The organism is Polymorphobacter multimanifer (assembly GCF_014205635.1).
Taxonomy (GTDB): Bacteria; Pseudomonadota; Alphaproteobacteria; order Sphingomonadales; family Sphingomonadaceae; genus Sandarakinorhabdus; species Sandarakinorhabdus multimanifer.
In genome coordinates, this window is sequence record NZ_JACIIV010000010.1 from 100314 (window position 1) to 121038 (window position 20725).

The window sequence follows — 20725 nt, forward strand, 5'->3', positions numbered from 1 at the left end:
TGCGGAAAGCGGCAAACAACAGCTCAGCGCAACGCTGCTTCAAGCCAGGCGGCCGAATGGGTGAGCAAGTCGATTCGGGCCGTGCTGTCATCGAGGCTGTGGGCCAGTTTCGGATAGACGACCAGTTCGTGTTTCTTGCCGGCCTTGGCAAGCGCTGTCGCCATCACCTTTCCCTGCATCACATCGACATTGAGATCATGATCGCCATGGAAGATGAGCGTTGGCGCGCCGATGCGTTCGGCCTGCCTGGCCGGCGAGCCTGCAAGGATATGCGGGCCCTCGCCGAAGAAGCGATTGATGATCGTGCCATAGGTGTTGAAGCGCGCCGATGCCTTCATCAGCCCGAGATCGGTGACCGGCGCCACCGCGATCACGGCCTTGTACAGGGTCGGGTCGAGCACATTGGCCTGGAGCGCCGCATAGCCGCCATAGCTCCAGCCGAAGATCGCCATCCGGTTCTTGTCGGCGATGCCCTGCCCAAGCAGCCAGCGGGCGCCGGCGTTGACATCGCCGATCGCGATTTCCCAGCTCTTGAAGCCGTTGGTGGCGTACCAGGCTTCGCCATAGCCCGACGAACCGCGGAAATTGGGCTGCAGCACGGCATAGCCGGCCTGCGCAAAGAATTGCGCCAGCCAATCGAAACCCAAGGCATCGCGCGATGCCGGACCGCCGTGCGGCATCACGATGGCGGGCAGGCCCCTGGCGTCTTCCTTGCCGGGCGGCAGGGTAAGATAGCCCGGGATCATCGTGCCATCGGCAGCGGGGAAGCGCACCGCCCGTTGCGGCGCCACGGGAATTTCTGCCACTTGCGGACGCACCGGCAGCACTTCGGTCAGCTCGCGACCCTGGGTGTCGAAGCGATAGTAGCGACCGGGGTCGGTGACGCCGCCGGCAAAGACCAGCTGGTAGCGACCATCCCAGCTTTCATCGATGATCGACACCGGCGGCTTGCCCGGCAGAGCCCGGGTAAGGGCTTCGGCGCGCTTCTTCAGGGCCTCGTCGAAAAAGGCGAGTTCGAGCGCGTCCACGGTATAGGCGACCGCCACCGGCCGGCGATGCTTGCCGATGCGCCAGACGAAATCGGCGTCGACGATGGGATGGGCGAAGATGAGCTCGGCGGGCGCGCCGCTGGCAAGCGGCTGGCGATAGAGCGCGGCACGGCCATCGAGAGTGCGCGTGACCAGTGCCGCATCGCCGCTCTCGTCGAAACCCTGGAACGCGGGGCCGCCGCTTTCGCTCAGGCTGGCCGAATCGAGTTCCTGCCAGTCCCGCGATCCCTTTGGCCGCACCGACATCGTCTCGCGGTCCCGCACATAGCCATTGGGATCGTAGTTTACCATCGACCGGAACCGGACATTGCCATGCCCGTCGCTGCGATAGTCGCTGATATTGCGGTTGCCAGGCTCGACGATCGTTGCCCTGTTGTTGAGGACATTGACCTTCTGGACCGAAAGGCCCGGCCTGGCGCCGGGGATGTTGGTGTTGATCGTGATCGAATCGACGACATTCACCTCCATCAGGACATGTTCGGGATCGTCCGGAAGCCAGTCGATGACCCGGGCGCCGCCATAGTCCCGGCCGATCGAGCGGGAATTGGCACGTGGGCCCAAGAGGAGCGAGCCGGCGCCATCGGCCGCCACCGAAAAGGTGCGCTGGAACGCCACCAGGGTGCCTACCTGCTCGCGATCAAGGGCGTAGACCCGGCAGAGCAGCCGGGTGCTGCTTTTCCAGCCGCAATCGATCGGCTGCACCACGGCGCTATCCAGCACCAGGGCGATGCGCGACTCGCCGGTTTCGATGTCGCCGACCTTGACCGCGGTTCCGGCGCTGCCGGCAGCCACGAAATACAGCACCTGCTTGCCATCGGGCGAAATGCGCATGCTCGATGCGGCTTCGCGGGTACCATAGGCAGTGGCAAGCGCCTTGATGTCCGGGACTGCCGCGACCGGTGCAGCCGACAACAACAGGGGCACGACAATGCCCCGCAACAACATCTGCATCCTGCCCCCGATCAATTTGCCCCGACGATGTCCCTATCAAACAGCACAGGCTTCCACTTTTCAACGACAAACAAGGCGACCTGATCATTGTAATGCGGCGACTTTGTCCTGATCGTCGCCGCGCCGAACTGGTGGATGCTTTCCGAGCGCACAGCGCCGTCCTTCGGCCATTCGACGACCATCATGAAGCCATCGCCATTGTTGCCGACGCGGCGGCCGTCCTCGGCGACCGGGGCATAGATGGCGCGCAGGGCATCGGGACCGCCCATCACCGGCAAATCGACGTCGCCGCGCCGTACCCGCTGATAGTCGCCGAGGCTGGGCGTCAGCGTGCCGAAGGTGGCCATCAGCTCATCGACCGCGGCGCGAAGCTCGGGCGCTGCATCGGGGAGTGCCACACCGCCATAGCCGGCCCGAACGCCCTTCCCCAGGACGTTGGCGGCGAGCGCATCGGCAGCACCCTCCCCGTCCTGCGTCCAGTCCCAGCTGCGCAGCAGCGCCTGCGCTTCGGCGAGTGCCGGATCTTCGACGGCAAGCACTGCAGCCATCCAGCGGCCGGCCCAGCTGCGCTTGTCATAGCCCTTGTCGAACTTGATGCGCAGCAGCGCCTCGCGGCTGATGGGGCCGTTCACCGCGGCAAACAGGTCGTAATAGCGCCAGGTCCGGTTTGTGATGTAGGTCTCGATCCCCATCTCTTCCGGGAAGCTCTTCGGATCGAGCTCGTCGGTGGCGGCGGTCGACATGAAGGGGGTGTTGTTGGCATTGCCCACCCAGCCGCTGGCCGGATCGACGACCTTGGGATAGGCGGTGTACGGCTCATATCCCGTCCACAGCGCCTTCGAGGTGTTGCCCGGAAGCACGCCCTTCCAGTCGAACCCCTTGGGTCGCTTGGGGAACTTGGCGTTGTAGATCATCGCGACATGGCCCTGCGCATCGGCATAGACGAAGTTGGTGCCGGCGACGCCCTGGGTGGCCATGGCGTCGCTCCATTCGGCGAAATCCCTGGCCTTGTTGAGCCGGTAATATTGGTCGATCTGGCCGGGCTCGCCAATGCCGGCGTAGCGGATTGCGAAAAAGCCCTGGTCGTTCTTGATGACCGGCCCATGGACCGAGCGATAGACGGTACGCGGCACCGGCAGCACAAACGGCCCCATCTTGACGCGCAACCATATGCGGCGTGCCTCGAGGGGCCGCCATGCGCCATCGAAGCGGTAATTCTCGCCCGCCGCATCGACTTCGAGCTTGTAGACGTCGACGAGATCGGGACGGTTGACGGTGTTGGCCCAGCCCAACGTCTTGTTGTGGCCGACCAGCGGGAACGGGCTGCCGGGGAAGAGCGCGCCGGCAAAATCCCAGCCTTCGTCCGAATGCACCACCAGCTCCCACCAGGCCACGCCACCTTCCCAGGGCTGGTGCGAGTTGACGATGAGGCGGGTGACGCCGTCATCGGACCGGGCGGCACTCACCGCAAAGGCGTTGGAGCCGCGCTCGTCGGCGGGGCCGGAATCGCGCGGCACCGGCGTGCCGGCAACCAGCGCGCCGAGTGGCTTGTCGAGCCCGATGAAGAAGGGCGAGCGCAGCATGAAGCCAGCCAATATGTCTTCGCCATTGACCGGGAACAGGCCGCGCACCCGGGGCGCGGAGGGGTGTGTCCTGACCCACTCATTGAGGCCGCGGGCATAGCCTTCGAGCACCAGGCGCGAGGCAGCGGACAACCTGGGATATCCGACCTTTGCCGCTTCGTTCGGCTGGAGCAGGCCGCGCGCGAAATCGATCTTGGCCCCCTCCTCCCCGGTGATGGCGCCGGCACGGCCACGGACGGCGGCGACAACGTCTTCGATGTTGGCGAAATCATCCTGGGCGTGGGCCATTGCCACGCCATAGCCGACATCGGCATCGGTCTTGCCGATGATGTGCGGCACGCCATAGCCATCGCGGACGATGCGGACTTCGTGCCGGACCGGAGCGTCGGGTATCGAGGCTTCGGCGGTGAGGCCATCCCAGCTCATTAGCCCGACCAGCACGGTTGCCACCGCTGCGAGCAGGCCGATCAGCCCGCGCATCCACTTCGACATCAAGCGTCCGTCCCCTTGTTCTGCACGCTGAGTGGTAGTGACCGGCCGGTGTCAAGGGAAGTGGACGAAGTTGACAAAAAAGACGCGAAACGCAGTTTTTTCGCGGCCTGGGAGGGTGAAGTGTCCATTGCCGGACCATGACCGGAAATGACGATGTAGGACAGCGCCTTATGCGCTTTTTAGGCCGCCAGCGCTTCGGGCGGCGCCTCGGTGTCGGTTAGGCTGGCGAGGAACTGGTCGCAGGCATGGTCCCAGCTGAACCGGGCGCCGAAGGCGGCGCATTCGTCTCGGTCGGCGTCGAGAGCGGCGTGCATGGCGGTCGCGAGAACTTCGTCCACCGCCCCGACCGGCCGGCCCGACAGCGCACCCGAGACGCCATAGCCGATACGGCCGAGGCCATCGGCCCCGAGAATATCGAGCGGGCCCGGCACCGGATAGCCCGCCACCGGGGTGCCGCAGGCGAGTGCCTCGATGATCACGAGCCCGAAGGTATCGGTGCGGCTGGGGAAGGCGAGGACATCGGCGCCGGCATAGGCGCTGGCCAGCGCATCGCCGTGGAGGGCGCCGAGGAACAGCGCGTCCGGATAGCGTGCAGCGAGGGATGCGCGGGCGGGGCCATCGCCGACGATGACCTTGGCGCCGGGCCAATCGGCGGCGAGGAACGCCTCGATGTTCTTCTCGACGGCAACGCGGCCGACGTGGAGCGCGATCGGCCGTTCGAGCGATGCGAAGGCCGAATGCGGGGTGCGGGCCGGGGAGAACTGCAGCAGATCGACCCCGCGCGTCCAGGGGCGGGTGTGAGGGAGGCCGTGCCCAGCAAGCTCCTCGGCGAGGCGCGGCGTCGCGACAAGGATGCTCTTGGCGGGCTGGTGGAAGCGCTTGATAATGCGCCAGATGAGCGCCGGGGACATGCCGGTGCGCGCCGCGACATAATCGGGAAAGCGGGTGTGGAAGCTGGTGGTGAAGGCGACACCATGCGCGGTGCAAAGGCTGCGCGCCAGCCAGCCGAGCGGACCTTCGGTGGCGATGTGGACGGCATCGGGCGCGAAATCGGCGATGGTGCGCGCCACGGTGCGCCGCGTGGTGAGCGCCAGCCGGATTTCGCCATAGCCGGGCATCGGCAGCGAACGGAAGCGATCGGGGCTTATGACCTGGACATGGTGACCGCGCGCCGTGGCGATATCCATGACGGTGGAGAGGGTGCGCACCACGCCGTTGACCTGTGGCGCCCAGGCGTCGGTGACGAGGGTGACCCGCATCAGGCTGTTGCCGGCAGTGCTGCGATCCGGTGGAGGGCGGCGGCGCGCTTGGCCCAGTCGAGGATCTCGATGCGGCCATCGTGATACTCGACGAGGGCGGTGCAGCTTTCCACCCAATCGCCGTCGTTCATGTAGGTGATGCCGTCGAAATCGCGGATTTCCGCCGAGTGGATATGGCCGCAGACGACCCCATCGACCCCGCGCTCGCGCGCTGCCCGCGCCACGGTTTCCTCGAAGCGGCTGATAAAGGAGACGGCGTTCTTGACGCGCTTCTTCACGTGCGCCGACATCGACCAATACGGCAGCCCGAACTGGCGGCGGACGCGGTTGACCCAGACATTGGCGCGTAGCAGCAGCGAATAGCCGATGTCTCCCAGGAAGGCGAGCCAGCGGGCGTAGAGGACGACGCCGTCGAACTCGTCCCCGTGCAGCACGAGGAAGCGGCGGCCATCGAGCGTCTCGTGGATGGCTTCGGGCATCACTTCGACCCCACCGAAGGCAAGCTGGGTGAAATCCCGCAGCGCCTCGTCATGGTTGCCGGGGATGTAGACGACGCGGGTGCCCTTGTTTGCGAGCTTGAGGACGCGGCGGACGATATCGTTGTGGCGCTGCGGCCAGTACCAGCCGCGCTTGAGGCGCCAGCCGTCGATGATGTCCCCGACCAGATAGAGAGTATCGGGCTTGATCGAGCAGAGGAAATCATGGAGCAGCTCGGCGTTGCAGCCGGCAGTGCCGAGATGGGTGTCGGAGATCCAGACGGTGCGGAGCTTGAGCTTGCCGCGCGGAGTGAACTCGTCTTCCTCCTGCCAGTGGCGGTTGAAGGCTGCCGGGCGGAGCGGTGGTGGCGGGCTTTCGCGCAGCAGCGCGTCCAACAGCGCTTCCGGTGGCTCCAACGGGAGACTTGCCATGCCCTTGGCCCTTCACAGCCTCGATGCAGCCCCCTCTACATCTGGTATGTGACAATCAAGCGACGCGCATCATATCGGTTCCGGCGCGCTGCGGCCAAGGCGGGCGCGTTCGAGCCACCAGAGCAGGGCGGCGACGGCGACGAAGGCCAGCCACCAGGGCCAGGCGGGGCCGGGCAGGCTGCGGTCGGCGGTGGTGTTTGCAGCGGCGGGGCGGCTGCGGGCGAGGAGCAGCGTGGCCTCGCGGCGGGCGGCGGCGCGGATGTTCGGATGGGCATCGGCGGGCAGGATGCGGAGCGGCGTTTCCGTGACGGGGTCGCCGGAGCGCAGCCGGTGCCAGCCGGGGGTGATGGGCCAGTAACCGGCGCAGCTGCGTGCACTGGGGTCCGGATGGAGGGGGATGGCGGTGCCGCCGGGGGTAAGCATTTGTGCAGGGCTCGAGAGGCCGCAGATCGAGACGCGTTCGCCGCTGTATCCCCAGGCGGGAAGATCGGGTCGGGTGGTGGCGGTGGACCTTGCAACAGCGCTGAACATGTTGCTCCAAAGCCCTGCAAAGGCTGTGGACTTTCCCGTGAGGACAAGGGCGTAGCTGTCCAGCACCGGCCAAAGCCCGATGCGGCCGCGGCCATAGCTGCGCCAGGCGGCAACGGGCCTCCCGGTGGTGTCGCGGAGCCAGGGAATGGCGTCCGTGCCGAGTGGGGCGAGCGGCAGAGATTGCACGGTGGTGCCGCCGGCGAGGCGGGTTTCGCGGGGGGTGTCCCCGGTCGCCAGACGGAGGCCGAGGGTGCTCCAGGCGGTCCGTACAGGGGCGGGAACGGGGCCGCTGGTGCGCAGCACAAGGCCCATGCCGCTGCGGACTGCGGACAGCACGGCAGCGCGGGCGCTTGCCGAGAGGCCGGCCCAGCTGCGCTCGTCGAGGACCAGCACGTCGAGGCGCGCGAGGGTGGCGGCAGTCATTGCCAGGGGAGAATCGCCCATGGTCACGCCGCCGCCCAGCGTCACGTCGCTGCCGAAATCGAGGCCGGCGTCGGCGGCCCAGCGGGCAAGATATTTGAGCTCGGGGCCGGGCGCGCCGGCGCGGACCCAGAGACGCGGCGGGGGTGATTCAAGGGCGGTGATCGGTATGTCGGCGGTATCCGAAGGGGTGCCGGCGGTATCGCGAAGGACGATCTTCCAGTCGGCGGCACCCGCTGCGCGGACCTGGCCGGCGAGGGTGAAGCTGCCGTCCGGGGCAAGCTCGGCAAGTGCCGCGCGCTTGCCGGCGGGATCGAGCAGTTCGACACTGCCGCCGTCGATCCCGGCAGCGGCGCCCGAGATTTGCAACCGGCCCCCTGCCCCGACCGGCGGCGGCGGATCGAGGCGGATGAGGCCCGTCGGCGAGGGAGGCGGTGCGAACTGGACCGACACGGTGCGGGCCATGGCCCGGTCGCGGGGCTCCAGCCCCTCCCCCACCACGCGGACGGTGGTGGCGGGGCGCTGGCGCAGGGCAGTTGCGAGATCGGGGGCGAGATCGGAGGCACTCGCGGGGGCTTCGGGGAGGCGGATATCATAAGCGCCGGGCGGGGCGCCGCGTGTGGCGACGACGAGGGTGCTGCCCGGCACGGTGACGGCGGGGGGGTGGAGGGCCAGCCAGAGCAGGCCGGCGGCGAGCGGTTGCAGCGCCAGCAGCGCCCAGAAGCGAGGGCCGCGTGGCTGTGCAGCCTGCCAGCGCCAGAGCCGCAGCCAGCCGAGCAGCACGGCGAGCACCAGGATGGCGCCGGTGGCGAGCGCGAAGGTCATCGTGTGGCCAGCGCGTCGAGATAGCGGCGGCCTGCTGCATCGCCGGCGGGGCGGCGGAGGACGGCGGCGGGGGGCGTGGCGATGGCGGCCCAGATGGCGCCGCGCAGCGTGGTTCGGCACGGGGCGCAGTCGGGATCGGAGCGGACCGCGTCGATGGCGGCGACGACCGAGAGCTTGTCGGCCACTTCGGCCTGCGCCAGCCAGCGTTCGAGGCGCTGGAGATCGGCTTCGCTCGGGCTGGACGTGGCGAGGCTGGCGAAAAGCGCGGCGGGCACGGCGTCGGGATAGTCCTGACCGTCAAGCGACCTGCGGCCGGGGGCAATGCCCTCGCGCTTGCCGGTGAGGCGGCGCGCCATGTCGATGGGGGGCAGGTTGGTGCCGGTGCGTTGGAGGAAGATGCGCGTCGCCTGCTGGACGTCCTTGATGAAATTGAGGGCGGCATAGGCTTGCGGCAGGGCGGCGGCGGGCTCGGCCTGGCGGAGCGAACGTTCGGCCTGCCACATGGCGTCGAGCGCCTTGCCGAGAGTGGCGCGGGTTTCCGGATCGAACAGCGTGGCGGTTTCGGAATCGCCGTGCGCATGGCCATATCCGGCGAGTTCACCATTGTCCGACCCGAAGACCGGGGGTGCCCGGTCACCGGCGCCATGGTTGTGGCCGTCATAGGCATCATGGCCTTCGGGGAGGACGAGCTTGGGTGCGGGCTTGTCGGCTGGCGCAACCTTGTCGGGGGCGCCGCCGTCACTGGTGAGAAGGTCGGCCATCGTCGGCGCCTTGGGCTGGCCTTCGGACTCCTCGCCAAGGAACTGGCCGTAGCGCAGGCGCAGGATGCGCTGATCGGCACCGATGTTGTTCGACCTTGCCGTGAAGGTGGCGGCCGGGAGGCGGCGCCGCTCCTTGAGCAAGGCTTCGATGTCGATGATGATCTGGCGCTGGCTGCGGAAATAGGCGGGCATCACGCGCTGCACCATGCCTTCGAGCCCGGCGGCCTCGGCCATTTTTTCGGATGGCACGCGCAGGATGAGGCTGGGGCTTTGCGCGGTCTGCGCGGTGCCGGGCTTGTTGTCGGCGACGCTGAGCTGCGCCACCAGCTCGCCGCCGGGGGTGAGGCCCAGCGCGTTCAAGTCGAGCGACACGCTGAAGCGGCGCGCCTTGGGCGAGCCGGTGCCGGAGAGGACCATGGCGGATTCGCGGAAGCGTACATTCTCGCCGGACCCTTCGGCGCGGATGAGGCGGAGGCGGGCGGTGGCACGCACGCCATGATCGTCGCGGGCTTCGAAGCTGAGCGCCCAGCGGGATTGGCCGGGGGTGGCGGAGGTGAGGGTGGTGGCGGGGACGAGGACGCGGACGACCGGCGGGGCATCGGCGATGGCATCGAGGCGGTGAAGCGGGCCTTGCCTGGCTTCGCCTGTCGCGACGACGCGGTAGAGCGCCGAGCGATCGAGCCGGGCGGTGCCGACGAAATCTTCGTTCTGCTTGGTCAATGATACGCGGCGGCCGTCGAGGAAGACCAGCGTGGCGGATTCGGGGACGGGGGCGAAGCGGAGGCGCCAAATCAGCGTGCTGCCTGCGGGGGCCTTGGCGGACAGGCCTTCGGCATTGCGGGCGGGCAAGCCGGTGTAGCCCGGCGGCGTGATGCGCAAGGTGCGTGCCACCAGCACCGGCGGCGGCTGATCGGCCTCGCCGCGAATGAGGGCTTCGACTTCGGCGGAGCCTCCGCGCGGCCAGAAGATAGCGTCGGCGATGGTGACGAGCGCGAGGCCCCAGATGGGGACAAGACGTTTTGGCTGCCAATCGGGCTGGGTGGCGATAGCGGGGCCGGTTTCGAGGCGGGTGATGAGCCGGTCGCGCTGGAGGCGTTGCAGCAGGCCAAGGGTGGCGGGCTCGGCGAGGAGGAGATCGGCGCTGTCTTCGACATCGGGTCGCTCGGCATCAAGGCGACGGAGCAGCCAGCGCTGATCATAGCGGGCGGAGGCGCGGAGCGCGAGGAAGGCCGTGGCGGCAAGGCCGAGGGCAGCGACGGCCGCCGCGGCACCGGGACCGGCGAGGCGCCATGCGATGGCGGCGGCGGCGAGGACGAGCGGCAGGGCGGCGGCGGCGGTCTGGGCGCGCACGCGCCAGACGATGGGGCGCAGCCAGGCGGCGAAATCGGGGGCGACGCTCATGGCCGGGCTGCGCGCCGGCTGCGGGTGGCGACCCAGCGCTCGATGAGCCAGCCGAGTGCGATGGCGAGGCCCAGCCAGCCGGAGAGATCGAGCCCGGCGAGCACGGGGGCGGGGCCGCCGGTGCGCGGCTGCCAGCCTTCGGCGCTGACGCGCGCCGGCTCGGGCGGGGGTTGCAGCAGGGCGGCGAGAGCTTGGGGGAAATCGGGTTCTAGCAGCGCCGGAAGGGCGGCGGGGGTGAGCGGGCGCACGAAGCGGATGAGCCTTCCGCGCCCAAGCGGGCTGGCCTCGGCGATCGGGCCCTGGGCATCGCGCCAGACGGTGGTGCCGGCGGGGATTTGGGTTTGCGCCATCACCAGCGCGGTGCCGCCGGAGGCGACCCAGTTTGTGATTGGGTCGGGCGGGGTGCCGGACCCAAGCCACAGGAGGATGCTGCTTTGGGGCGGCATGGGTGCGTCGGCGGGCTGGAGATCGAAGCCGGCGCCGAGGCCGGTGGCGGCAGCGCGGAGCCAGCGGAGGCCCGGGTCGGTGGCAGGGCCGCGTGCGGCGAAGGCCAGCTTTTCGACAGGTGCTGCCAGTGCCGGCATGGCGCCTTCAAGAATGCGGACTTGCACCGGGCGGGAGAGTCTCGGGAGTTCGGCGTCGACGCCTTGCAGGACGCCGGGGACGAGGATGGTGAGCGGGACTTGCGCGGCGAGGGTGGAATCAAGCTCGCGGACAAGGCTGGAGACTGGGCCGGCGGGCGGGGCGATCTCGCCGAAATCGGGGAAGCCGGGGGTGAGCCAGAGCGCCCGGGCGTCCCCGGCCGAAGCGAGGGCGGCGCGGGCTTCCACCAGATCGGCGCCGGGGAACACCACAAGCACCGGGCGGCGGTCGGTCCAGCCGCGCCAGATGGGCTGGGCGAGGAGAAGTGCGAGCAGCACGACGAGCAGCAGCCGCAGCAGCAGCAGCGGCACTTCATCGAAGCGGATCTGCGCGCGCGGGCGCGGGGCGGCGCGGAGCCAGCGGAGGGCGGCAAAGTCGATGATATCGGCGTCGCTGCGGCGCGCGAGATGGATCGCCAGCGGCAGCACCACGGCAAGCAGGCCGAGCAGGCCGAGGGGGAAGAGGAAGCCTGGCATCAGCTGTATTCGTCGGCGTGGCCGCTGCCGAACAGGCGGCGGAGCGGCACGTCGAGCGCTTCGTCGAGGACCAGCCGGGCGTGGCGGATGCCGTCATGCTCGAGCCGCGCGGCGAGTTCGGTCTGTGCTGCGGCAAAGCGGCTGAGGAATTCGTCGCGGAGCACCTTGCCGTCGCCGAGCAGCTCTTCGCCGGTTTCGGGATCGCGGAAGCGATGGCCTTGCGCGAAGGGGAAGTCGCGCTCCTCGACGCTGAGGATCTGGATGGCCAGCACTTCGCGGCCTGCCGCTGCCAGTCGTTCGGCAAGGGTGACGGTGCCCTCGTCGAAGAAATCCGACAGCAGCACGACGAGATCGCTGGGGCCGACACGGTCCCACAGCGGCCCCAATTGGGCGAGTGCGGGGAAGCCGCCGCGGGGCTCGACCGCGCGGAGGGCCAGCGCCAGCCGATCGCGCTGGCGGACGCCATCGGCGGCGTCGATGACGTTCAGCCCGGCATCCGAAAGCACCACGAGGCCGAAGCGATCGCCCTGGTTCATGGCAAGCTGGCCGAGGCAGGCGGCGAGGCCCATGGCGGCATCGAGGCGGCTGCGGGTCGGTTGCGCCCGGTCGGCCTGGCCCATCGACGCCGAGGCATCGAGCAGTATCCAGAGCCGCAGCGGGCTTTCGCGCTCGGATTCGCGGACGAAGAACTTGCCCGAGCGGGCGTAGAGCTTCCAGTCGATCATCCGCGGTTCGTCGCCGCGCTCATAGCCGCGATATTGCGCGAATTCGAGGCCGGCACCGCGCGCGCGGCTATGGTGGAGGCCGAGGCCCTGCAGATCGGCGGCGCGGCGCGCGGTGAGGCGCAGCGTGCGCAGCCGCCCGCGCACGTCCGGGGGGATCAGGTCCGGCCCCACGCCTCTCAGCCGGGGAACGGCACGGCGCGGAGCAGCGCCGCGACCACATCGTCGGCGGTGCAGCCTTCGGCTTCGGCGGCGAAGCTCAGGAGCAGGCGGTGGCGCATGACGGGGGCGGCGAGCGCCATCACGTCCTCGCGGGTGGCGGCGAGGCGGCCCTGCAGCAGGGCGCGGGCCTTGGCGGTGAGCACCAGCGCCTGGCCGGCGCGCGGGCCGGCACCCCAGCGGACATATTTGGCGATGGTTTCGGGAGCGTTTTCGGCCGGGCGGCTGGCGCGGACGAGGCGGGTGATCCAGAGCAGCAGATCTTCGCTCAGATGCACTTCGCGCACGAGGCGCTGCAGGGCAAGCACATCGGCCTCCCCCATCACCGCTGGCACGACGCCGGGCTTGCCGCCGGTGGTGGCGGCGAGAATGTCATGCTCTTCGGCCTCGGAGGGATAATCGACGCGGATGAGCAGCAGGAAACGATCGAGCTGGGCTTCGGGGAGCGGATAGGTGCCGGCCTGTTCAAGCGGGTTTTGCGTTGCCAGCACGAAGAAGGGTTTCGGCAGCACATGGGTGACGCCGCCATAGCTGACGGTCTTTTCCTGCATCGCTTCGAGGAGAGCGGCCTGGGTTTTCGGCGGGGTGCGGTTGAGTTCGTCGGCGAGGAGCAGGTTGGTGAACACCGGGCCGGGCTGGAAGCGGAAATGGCGCTTGCCGGTGCCGTGATCCTCTTCGAGCAGCTCGGTGCCGAGAATGTCCGACGGCATGAGATCGGGGGTGAACTGGACGCGGCGGAATTCGAGCTTGAGCGCTTCGCCGAGGCTCTTCACCAGCAGTGTCTTGCCCAGACCGGGGACGCCTTCGAGCAGGCAATGGCCGCCGGCGAACAGGCCGATGAGCAGCTGCTCGACGACCTCGGTCTGGCCGACAATGGCCTGTCCGACAGCGGCGCGCAGGCCGCCGAGCTTGTCGAGCAGTGCTGCTACGGAGGCTTCGTCGATGGTGTCGGTCATGGGGAATCCGGCTCAGGCTGAAAGGGCGTAGACGATGATGTTGACGGCGAACTTGGTGTTGTCTTCGGCGAGGAAGCGCTTGTTGCGCCAGTCGTAGTCCCACTCGCAGCCATAGTCCTTGTTGCTGTAGAGGACGCCCAATCTCCCCTTTCCGGCCCGACCATTGATCTCGATGCCCTTGAGGTAATCGTGGATCAGGTCATCGCCCCAGCCGTTGAGCTCGAAGCTGGTGGCGGGCGGGCCTTCGAACTTGAAGAAGCTCGAATAGACGGGGTGGGTGTTGGGCAGCTTCTTCATCGCGCTGCTGCCGAAGATCTTTGCCATTTCGGCTTCGAAGGATTTGGCGAACAGGCCGTCGATATCGTGGTTGCAATCATCGACGAACACGAAGCCGCCGTTTTCGACATAGCGCTTGAAGTTGGCGCGCTCGGCGGTGTCGAACTCGACGAGGCGGTGGCCGGCGAGATAGCAGAAGGGGGCGCGCAGCATCGCCGGGTCCGACAGGGCGATGACATGTTCCTTGGGGTCGACGCGCAGGCTGGTGTAATCGACGAGCGAGGTGAGGATGTTGTTCGGCATCCGCTGGTCGACGTCCCAATCCCCGCTGCTGTACTTCAGCCGGGTGAACCAGAAGTCGTAGGCCGCGGCGCGGGCCGGGATGGCGGTGGCTGCCATGGCGCCCGCCAGCAGTCGCAGGAAGCTCTTGCGGCTGATGGCGGGCTGCACGATCAGACGGCGTCCGACAGCGAGGTGAAGGTGAAGTCCCGCAGCTTCATCGGCGGGATCATCATCACCAGCGAGCTTTCGTCACTGGCGACGCGCACCGGGCGGCCGAGCTCATCGATGTTGTTGAGCATGATGACCGGGCTCTCGTTGAAGCGGAAGTTCTTGAGCGGGTATTTGATCTCGCCATTCTCGATGTAGAAGGTGCCATCGCGGGTGAGGCCGGTGAGCAGCACCGTCTGCGGATCGACCATGCGGATGTACCAGGTGCGGGTGACGAGGATGCCGCGCTCGGTGGTGCGGACAAGATCGGCGGTGGACTTGGTGCCGCCCATCATCAGCAGGTTGCCGGGCTGGCCAACGGCGGTCTTGCCGGTCTTTTGTGCCCAGAAGCGCGAATAGTTGAGGTTGGCGATCTTGCCGTCCTGCACCAGCGCCTGCCTTTCGCGGGCGAGGCCGGTGTTGTCCCAGGGCATCACCGCGGCTTCGGGGTTCCAGGGGTCGGCGATCATCGTCACGCGCGGATCATAGACCTGCTCGCCGAGCTTGTTGCCGCCGCCCTTTTTGGAGAGGAAGCTGCGGCCTTCATCGGCCTGGCGGGCATCGAAGAAGCGGATCATGAAGCTGACGAGGCCGGCGGCCGCGGCGGGCTCGAGGATGACGGTGTATTTGCCGGGCTCGAGTGCCCGTGCTTCGGCCGAAGCGGCGGCCTTGCGCATGGCGACGCGGACTTCGGTATCCGCATTGAGCTGGGTGACATCCTGCACATCCTTGCCGACCCAGCCCGAACCGCGGCCATCGGTCGTGCGCACGGTGCAGGTGTAGTTGGCGCGGGTGGCGGTCTGATAGCCATAGTTGCCGTTGCTGTTGGCGGTGGCCGAGAAGTTGCTGGTGTCGCTGAGGAAGCCGGCGGCGATCAGCTTTTCGGCCTTGCACGCCGCGATCGACTTGGCGGCGACATCGGCGCGCAGATCGGGGGTGATCGCGGCGGTGGCGGCGTCGAAGGTCGGGCTGGCGCGATAGGCCTGCTTGGCGACCGCCGGCACGAACTCGGGGTTTTCGGGCGCCAGCATTGCCAGCTCCTCGGCGCGCTTGACGACGCGGGCGAGCGAGGCATCGTCGAAGGCGTTGATCGTGGCGGAGCCGACGCGCTTGCCATAGGCGACAGTGACCGCCAGCTCGGTATCGTTGACGATGCCGCTGGTCGACACGTTGTTGAGGGCGAAGCGGATGTTGCCGTCGGTGGAGCCCGCCATCACGGCGGTGCACTCATCGGCCTTGGAGAGCTTGACGACCTTTTCGAGGATCGCCTTCACCTGATCTTGTGTGGGAAAAGCCATGTGTAAACCCCTTAGCCCAGCGAGCGGGCGGTGTTGATGACGTTGATGCCGTCGAAGCGCGCGGTGGACGAACCATGGCTGACCGCCGACGATTGCGAGGGCTGGCCCTTGCCGTCGTTGAAGGCGCCGCCGAGGCGATAATCGCGATCGTCGCAGATGGCCGAACAGGCGTTCCAGAATTCCGGGGTGCGGATCTGATAGGCCACGTCCTCGATCATCTGGGTGACCTTGCCGTTCTTGATTTCGTAGAACAACTGGCCGCCGAACTGGGCGTTGTAACGCTGCTGGTCGATCGAGAAGGAGCCATCGCCGATGATGTAGATGCCGTCCTCGACCTTGGAGATCATGTCGGCCACGGTCATCGGGGTCTTGCCGGGGGCGAGGCTGACATTGGCCATGCGCTGGAACTGCACGCTCGACCAGCTGTCGGCATAGCAGCAACCGTCGCTCTCGGTCTTGCCGACGATGTGCGCCTGGTCGCGGATGGTCTGGTAATCGACGAGCTTGCCGTCCTTGACGAGATCCCAGCGCTTGGTCTTCACGCCCTCATCGTCATAGGGCACCTGGCCGAGGCTGCCGGGCTGGACCTTGTCGGCGAAGAAATTCACCTTGTCCGAGCCATACTGGAAGCCCGAATTGCGCTTGTCCATCGTGGCGAAGCTGGTGCCGGCGAAGTTGGCTTCATAGCCGAGCACGCGGTCGAGTTCGAGCGGATGGCCGACACTTTCGTGGATCGTCAGCCAGGTGTGCGACGGATCGAGCACCAGATCATATTTGCCGGGCTTGACCGTGGGCGCCTTGAGCTTTTCGCGGGCGTGGCGGGCCGCGGCCTGCGCATCCTCGAGCGGATCATAGCTCTTGTTGTAGACGGTGACGCCGGCGGGGGTGACCACCTTCTGGCTGGCATCGCCATCAAGATATTCATAGCCCTGCTGCGACGGGGCCGAAAGCTGCGCGCGGGTGCGGAACTTGCCGGTCTGGCGGTCGATCGCGGTGGCCTGCATCGGGATGTGGATGCGGTGAATGTCCTGATCGATGTACGAGCCGTCGGTCGAGGCGAAATACTTCTGTTCGTTGACGAGGAACAGGACCGAATTGAAGAAGTCCGCCCCGGCAGCCTGTGCGGCGGCGTTGATGGCGAGCAGCATGTCGACCTTTTCCTTGATCGGCACTTCCATCGCGTTCTTCTTGATCGGCGTGCGCCATTTGATTTCGCCCACACCCGGCGTGGGGGCCAGCCGCACCGGCTCGGTCTGCTGCCGGGCATTGGCCTTGGCGATGGCGAGTGCCAGCCGCGCGGTTTCAGCGACGCCATCGTCGGTCATGTCGTTGGTGGCGGCAAAGCCCCAGGCGCCATCGGCGATGACGCGGATGCCCACACCGACGGACTCGGTGTTGATGACATTCTGCACGGTCTTTTCACGCGTGACGGTGAACTGGCGCAGATAGCGCCCCACCCGCACGTCGCAATAGGTCGCCCCGCCGCTCGTTGCGGCACCCAGGCCCACATCGGCGAGGCGGCGCTTCAGCGCATCGGGGATCGCATCGCCGAGCGCTTCCTGTGCGATGACCTTGCCGAAAGCGGCCGGCAGCACGAGGCCGCCGCCGAAGAGGCCGGTAAGCCCCATGAATTCACGTCTGCGCACTTAGTCCCTCCCGGATGACCAAGCCTCGCCCAGGCCCGGCAAATGTCATGTTGTTTCATCGGCATATCGACCGCCCCCCAGCGACATGCCCGATGCGCCCGTCTTTGCGCCAAACGGACGAAAGGTCAAATGCCCGATGCTGCCCGTTCGACGAACGACCGCAGCGGCCATTACCCCAGCGAGCGCGCCGTGTTGATGACGTTGACGCCGTCGAAGCGCGCGGTCGCCGAGCCGTGGCTGACGGCCGACACCTGGCTGGGCTGGCCCTTGCCGTCGAAGAAGGAGCCGCCCATCCGCCAATCCCGCTTGTCGCAGATGGCCGAGCAGGCGCCCCAGAATTCCGGGGTGCGCATCTGATAGGCGACGTCTTCGAGCATGCGGGTGATCTTGCCATTCTTGATCTCGTAGAAGAGCTGGCCGCCGAACTGGGCGTTGTAGCGCTGCTGGTCGATCGAATAGGAGCCGCGGCCGAACATGTAGACGCCGTTTTCGACCTGGGAGACCATGTCGGCGACGCTCAGGGGGGCGGTGCCGGGCATGAGGCTGACATTGGGCATGCGCTGGAACTGCACGTCGCTCCAGCTGGCGGCATAGCTGCAGCCATCGGATTCGTTCTTGCCGACGATGTGCGCCTGATCGCGGATCGTCTGGTAATCGACGAGCTTGCCGTCCTTCACCAGATCCCAGCGCTTGGCGCGCACGCCCTCATCGTCCCAGCCGATGGCGCCGAGGCTGTTCGGCTCGGTGCGATCGGCGACGAAATTGACGAGCTTGGAGCCATACATGAGGCCCGCATCGCGCTTGTCGATGGTGGCGAAGCTGGTGCCGGCGTAATTGGCTTCATAGCCAAGCACGCGATCGAGTTCGAGCGGATGGCCGACGCTCTCGTGGATGGTGAGGAAAGTGTGGGTCGGATCGAGCACCAGATCATATTTGCCGGCCTGCACGCTGGGGGCGGCGAGCTTTTCGCGCGCCTGTTTGGCGGCCGCCACGGCATCCTCGATCATGTCGTAGGAGGCGCCATAGGTGATGACGCCGTTGGGGGCGGTGAACTTGTCCTGCGGCTTGCTGTCGAGGAACTCATACCCCATCCCCATCGGCGAGGAGAGGCCGTCACGGGTGCGGAACTTGCCCGACTGGCGATCGATGGCGGTGACGGTGAACGGCGCCCAGATGCGGTGGACATCCTGATCCACGTAAGTGCCATCGGTGGAAGCGAAGTATTTCTGCTCGTTGACGAGGAAGAGCGTCGATTGCGCGAAATCGGCACCCGCAGCCTGGGCGGCGGCGTTGACGCTGAGGAGCAGGTCGACCTTTTCCTTGATCGGCACCGCCATGGCGTTGGTGCGGATGGGGGTGGCCCATGTGACCTCGCCCTGTGCGGGCGCTGGGGCAAGGCGAACGGGCTCGGTCTGCTGACGGGCGTTGGCGCGGGCGATGGCAGCGGCGGAGCGGGCGGCCGCAGCGACGCCATCGGGCGTCATGTCGTTGGTGGCGGCAAAACCCCAGGCGCCATCGACGATGACGCGAACGCCGACGCCGAGCGACTCGGCGTTGACGACATTCTGCACGGTCTTTTCGCGGGTGAGCACCGACTGGCGGAGGTAGCGGCCGACGCGGACGTCGCAATAGCTGGCCCCTGCCCCCTTGGCGATGTTGAGGGCCGCATCGGCGAGCCGCTTCTTGGCGGCGACATCCATTGTCGTCACCAGCTCCTCGGCGGCAATCAGCCGCCCGAAGGCCATCGGCAGCACGACACCGCCACCGACCACACCCAGAAAATCACGCCGCCGCACAGGCTTCTCCCATCCCAGAACTCGTGCCGGGTCTAACGTCTGCGTCCGACTTTGCAAACGCTCTTGCCCAATGCGGCGCGCACTGGTCTGTTGTGCGCACAGCAACCGGGGGTTCCATGATCCGCACATTTCTCATCGCCAGCCTGCTCGCCACCACACCGGCGATGGCGCAGACAAAGGCACATGCACTGACCGACCCGATGACGCCTGATACCGTGGCGGTCTATGATCCGGTGCGGGCGGAGGCCGATTACATCCGCCGCGAAGTGATGGTGCCGATGCGCGATGGGGTGAAGCTGTTCACCGTGGTGGTGATGCGCAAGGGCACAAAGGATGGCCCGATGCTGCTGACGCGCACGCCGTATAATGCCGGGGGTGCGACGACCCGCAACCGTGCCCAAAAGATCGAGGAAATCTTGCCGGTGATGGACGCGGAATTCGTCAATGACGGGTATATCCGCGTGTATCAGGACGTGCGCGGGCTGTACAAATCCGAAGGCGATTATGTGATGAACCGGCCGCTGCGGGGGCCGATCAACACCACCAGGGTCGACCATGCGACTGACGCCTATGACACGATCGACTGGCTGGTGAAGAATGTGCCCGAGAGCAATGGCCGGGTGGGCATCACCGGAAGCTCCTACCCCGGCTTCACGGCGCTGATGGCGTTGATCGACCCGCACCCTGCCCTCAAGGCGAGCGTGCCGCAGAGCCCGATGGTCGATGGCTGGATGGGGGATGACTGGTTCCACAATGGCGCGTTCCGCACCTTCGCCTTCGATTATATCGTCGGCCAGACGGCGAAGAAGGGTGGCGGCCGCGTGCCCTATTCGGATGCCGACCAATATGAGGTTTTCCTCAAGGCCGGCTCGACCGGGGATTTCGTGCGCAAATGGGGGCTGGATGACTTTCCGGCGGTGCGCAAGTTCATGGAGCATCCGGATTACGACCAATATTGGCAGGAGCAGGCGCTCGACAAGCTGCTGGCCAAGCGCAAGCTGACCGTGCCGACGATGCTGGTGGTGGGGCAATGGGACCAGGAGGACAGCTATGGTGCGCCCGCGGTGTACAAGGCGCTCGAGCCGCAGGATGTGAACAACGACATGGTGCATCTGGTGATCGGGCCATGGCGGCACAGCCAGGTGAATTACGAAGCGGCGAGCCTGGGGGCGCTCGATTTCGAGGGTGATACCGGGCTGCAGTTCAGGAAGACGGTGATGAAGCCGTTCCTCGACCAGCATCTGAAGGGCGGACCCAAGGCGGATACGCCGCCGGTGATGACCTATGCGACGGGTGCGAACCGCTGGGAGCGCAGCGACCGCTGGCCGGTGGGGCCGGGCAAGCCGCTCTATCTGCAGCCGGGCAAGGCGCTGGCGTTCACCCCTGCCCCGGCTGCGGGCATGACCAGCTATGTGTCCGACCCCGCCGCTCCAGTGCCGTTCGTGCCGCCGCCCTACAATGGCCGCGACCGTGCGGTGTGGACGACCTGGCTGGTGACCGACCAGCGGTTCGTGGCGACGCGGCCCGATGTGATCAGCTACACGACCGAGGTGCTGACGCAAGAGGTGCATATCGCCGGGCAGCCGATGGTCGATCTGTTTGCTGCCACCAGCGGCACAGACTCGGACTGGGTGGTGAAACTGATCGACGTTCACCCGGGCGAGGACAGCCTGCACCCGAAAACCGCGGGCATGCAGCTGCCGATCGGCATCGAGATCTTTCGCGGGCGCTATGCGGGGAGCTTCGAGACGCCGGCGGCGCTGGTCCCGGGCAAGGTGACCAACTTCAAGTTCGGGCTGCCGCATGTGAACCATGTGTTCAAGCCGGGCCACCGGATCATGGTGCAAGTGCAATCGAGCCTGTTCCCGCTCTACGATCGCAACCCGCAGACGTTCGTGCCCAACATCTTCAATGCCAAGGCGGGCGACTATGCGGCGGCCACGCAATCGGTGGCGCATGGGCCGGGCCAGGCGAGCGCGATCTGGCTGCCGATCGTGCCCTGAACGGGTTCGGGTGGCACCGACG

General features: G+C 67.2%; 14 protein-coding genes. 1 reads left to right on the top strand and 13 read right to left on the bottom strand.

All coding sequences use genetic code 11. The features are described from left to right. Window positions 1-23 precede the first annotated feature (23 nt). The 13 genes from FHS79_RS08220 to FHS79_RS08280 form a co-directional block, all read right to left on the bottom strand. Complete coding sequence (locus tag FHS79_RS08220; protein ID WP_184198154.1) at window positions 24-2000, bottom strand: alpha/beta hydrolase family protein; 1977 nt, start codon at window positions 1998-2000, stop codon at window positions 24-26. An 11-nt stretch (window positions 2001-2011) separates the two neighbouring features. Continuing rightward, entirely contained in the window at window positions 2012-4075 is a 2064-nt protein-coding gene (locus FHS79_RS08225) for an acylase (RefSeq protein ID WP_184198157.1), read from the bottom strand. Between the two features lie 179 nt (window positions 4076-4254). After that, on the bottom strand, window positions 4255-5334 hold the full coding sequence (locus FHS79_RS08230; RefSeq protein WP_184198160.1) for a glycosyltransferase family 4 protein: 1080 nt from the start codon (window positions 5332-5334) through the stop codon (window positions 4255-4257). After that, a complete protein-coding gene (locus FHS79_RS08235) occupies window positions 5334-6242 on the bottom strand; it encodes a UDP-2,3-diacylglucosamine diphosphatase (protein WP_184198163.1) in 909 nt (302 codons plus the stop codon). Before FHS79_RS08235 ends, FHS79_RS08230 begins: the two co-directional genes overlap by 1 nt. A gap of 69 nt (window positions 6243-6311) precedes the next feature. After that, window positions 6312-8018, bottom strand: a complete 1707-nt coding sequence (locus tag FHS79_RS08240) for a serine/threonine-protein kinase (protein WP_184198166.1) — start codon at window positions 8016-8018, stop codon at window positions 6312-6314. Continuing rightward, window positions 8015-10180, bottom strand: coding sequence for a DUF4175 family protein (locus tag FHS79_RS08245; protein ID WP_184198169.1), 2166 nt, complete (start codon window positions 10178-10180; stop codon window positions 8015-8017). Before FHS79_RS08245 ends, FHS79_RS08240 begins: the two co-directional genes overlap by 4 nt. Next, the gene (locus FHS79_RS08250; protein ID WP_184198172.1) at window positions 10177-11298 is read right to left on the bottom strand and encodes a BatA domain-containing protein; all 1122 of its coding nucleotides are present in this window, start codon (window positions 11296-11298) and stop codon (window positions 10177-10179) included. The genes FHS79_RS08245 and FHS79_RS08250 overlap by 4 nt, the downstream gene beginning before the upstream one ends. Further along, window positions 11298-12194, bottom strand: a complete 897-nt coding sequence (locus tag FHS79_RS08255; RefSeq protein WP_207793870.1) for a DUF58 domain-containing protein — start codon at window positions 12192-12194, stop codon at window positions 11298-11300. The genes FHS79_RS08250 and FHS79_RS08255 overlap by 1 nt, the downstream gene beginning before the upstream one ends. A gap of 5 nt (window positions 12195-12199) precedes the next feature. After that, on the bottom strand, window positions 12200-13195 hold the full coding sequence (locus FHS79_RS08260) for an AAA family ATPase (RefSeq protein WP_184198176.1): 996 nt from the start codon (window positions 13193-13195) through the stop codon (window positions 12200-12202). 12 nt (window positions 13196-13207) lie between these two features. Further along, on the bottom strand, window positions 13208-13921 hold the full coding sequence (locus FHS79_RS08265) for a DUF4159 domain-containing protein (RefSeq protein ID WP_243453541.1): 714 nt from the start codon (window positions 13919-13921) through the stop codon (window positions 13208-13210). A gap of 2 nt (window positions 13922-13923) precedes the next feature. After that, window positions 13924-15258, bottom strand: coding sequence for a TldD/PmbA family protein (locus FHS79_RS08270; protein ID WP_184198179.1), 1335 nt, complete (start codon window positions 15256-15258; stop codon window positions 13924-13926). A gap of 11 nt (window positions 15259-15269) precedes the next feature. Beyond that, the gene (locus FHS79_RS08275) at window positions 15270-16904 is read right to left on the bottom strand and encodes a TldD/PmbA family protein (protein ID WP_184198183.1); all 1635 of its coding nucleotides are present in this window, start codon (window positions 16902-16904) and stop codon (window positions 15270-15272) included. Window positions 16905-17074: 170 nt separating this feature from the next. Beyond that, entirely contained in the window at window positions 17075-18700 is a 1626-nt protein-coding gene (locus FHS79_RS08280) for a metallopeptidase TldD-related protein (RefSeq protein ID WP_184198185.1), read from the bottom strand. A gap of 116 nt (window positions 18701-18816) precedes the next feature. Between FHS79_RS08280 and FHS79_RS08285 the strand changes: the two genes are divergently transcribed. Then, window positions 18817-20703: a CocE/NonD family hydrolase gene (locus tag FHS79_RS08285; protein ID WP_184198188.1), complete on the top strand. Its 1887-nt coding sequence runs from the start codon at window positions 18817-18819 to the stop codon at window positions 20701-20703. Window positions 20704-20725 lie beyond the last annotated feature (22 nt).

Coding starts and splice junctions, on each gene's coding strand:
- FHS79_RS08220 (WP_184198154.1), bottom strand. CDS start 2,000: ATGCAGATGTTGTTGCGGGGCATTGTCGTGCCCCTGTTGTTGTCGGCT.
- FHS79_RS08225 (WP_184198157.1), bottom strand. CDS start 4,075: ATGTCGAAGTGGATGCGCGGGCTGATCGGCCTGCTCGCAGCGGTGGCA.
- FHS79_RS08230 (WP_184198160.1), bottom strand. CDS start 5,334: ATGCGGGTCACCCTCGTCACCGACGCCTGGGCGCCACAGGTCAACGGC.
- FHS79_RS08235 (WP_184198163.1), bottom strand. CDS start 6,242: ATGGCAAGTCTCCCGTTGGAGCCACCGGAAGCGCTGTTGGACGCGCTG.
- FHS79_RS08240 (WP_184198166.1), bottom strand. CDS start 8,018: ATGACCTTCGCGCTCGCCACCGGCGCCATCCTGGTGCTCGCCGTGCTG.
- FHS79_RS08245 (WP_184198169.1), bottom strand. CDS start 10,180: ATGAGCGTCGCCCCCGATTTCGCCGCCTGGCTGCGCCCCATCGTCTGG.
- FHS79_RS08250 (WP_184198172.1), bottom strand. CDS start 11,298: ATGCCAGGCTTCCTCTTCCCCCTCGGCCTGCTCGGCCTGCTTGCCGTG.
- FHS79_RS08260 (WP_184198176.1), bottom strand. CDS start 13,195: ATGACCGACACCATCGACGAAGCCTCCGTAGCAGCACTGCTCGACAAG.
- FHS79_RS08270 (WP_184198179.1), bottom strand. CDS start 15,258: ATGGCTTTTCCCACACAAGATCAGGTGAAGGCGATCCTCGAAAAGGTC.
- FHS79_RS08285 (WP_184198188.1), top strand. CDS start 18,817: ATGATCCGCACATTTCTCATCGCCAGCCTGCTCGCCACCACACCGGCG.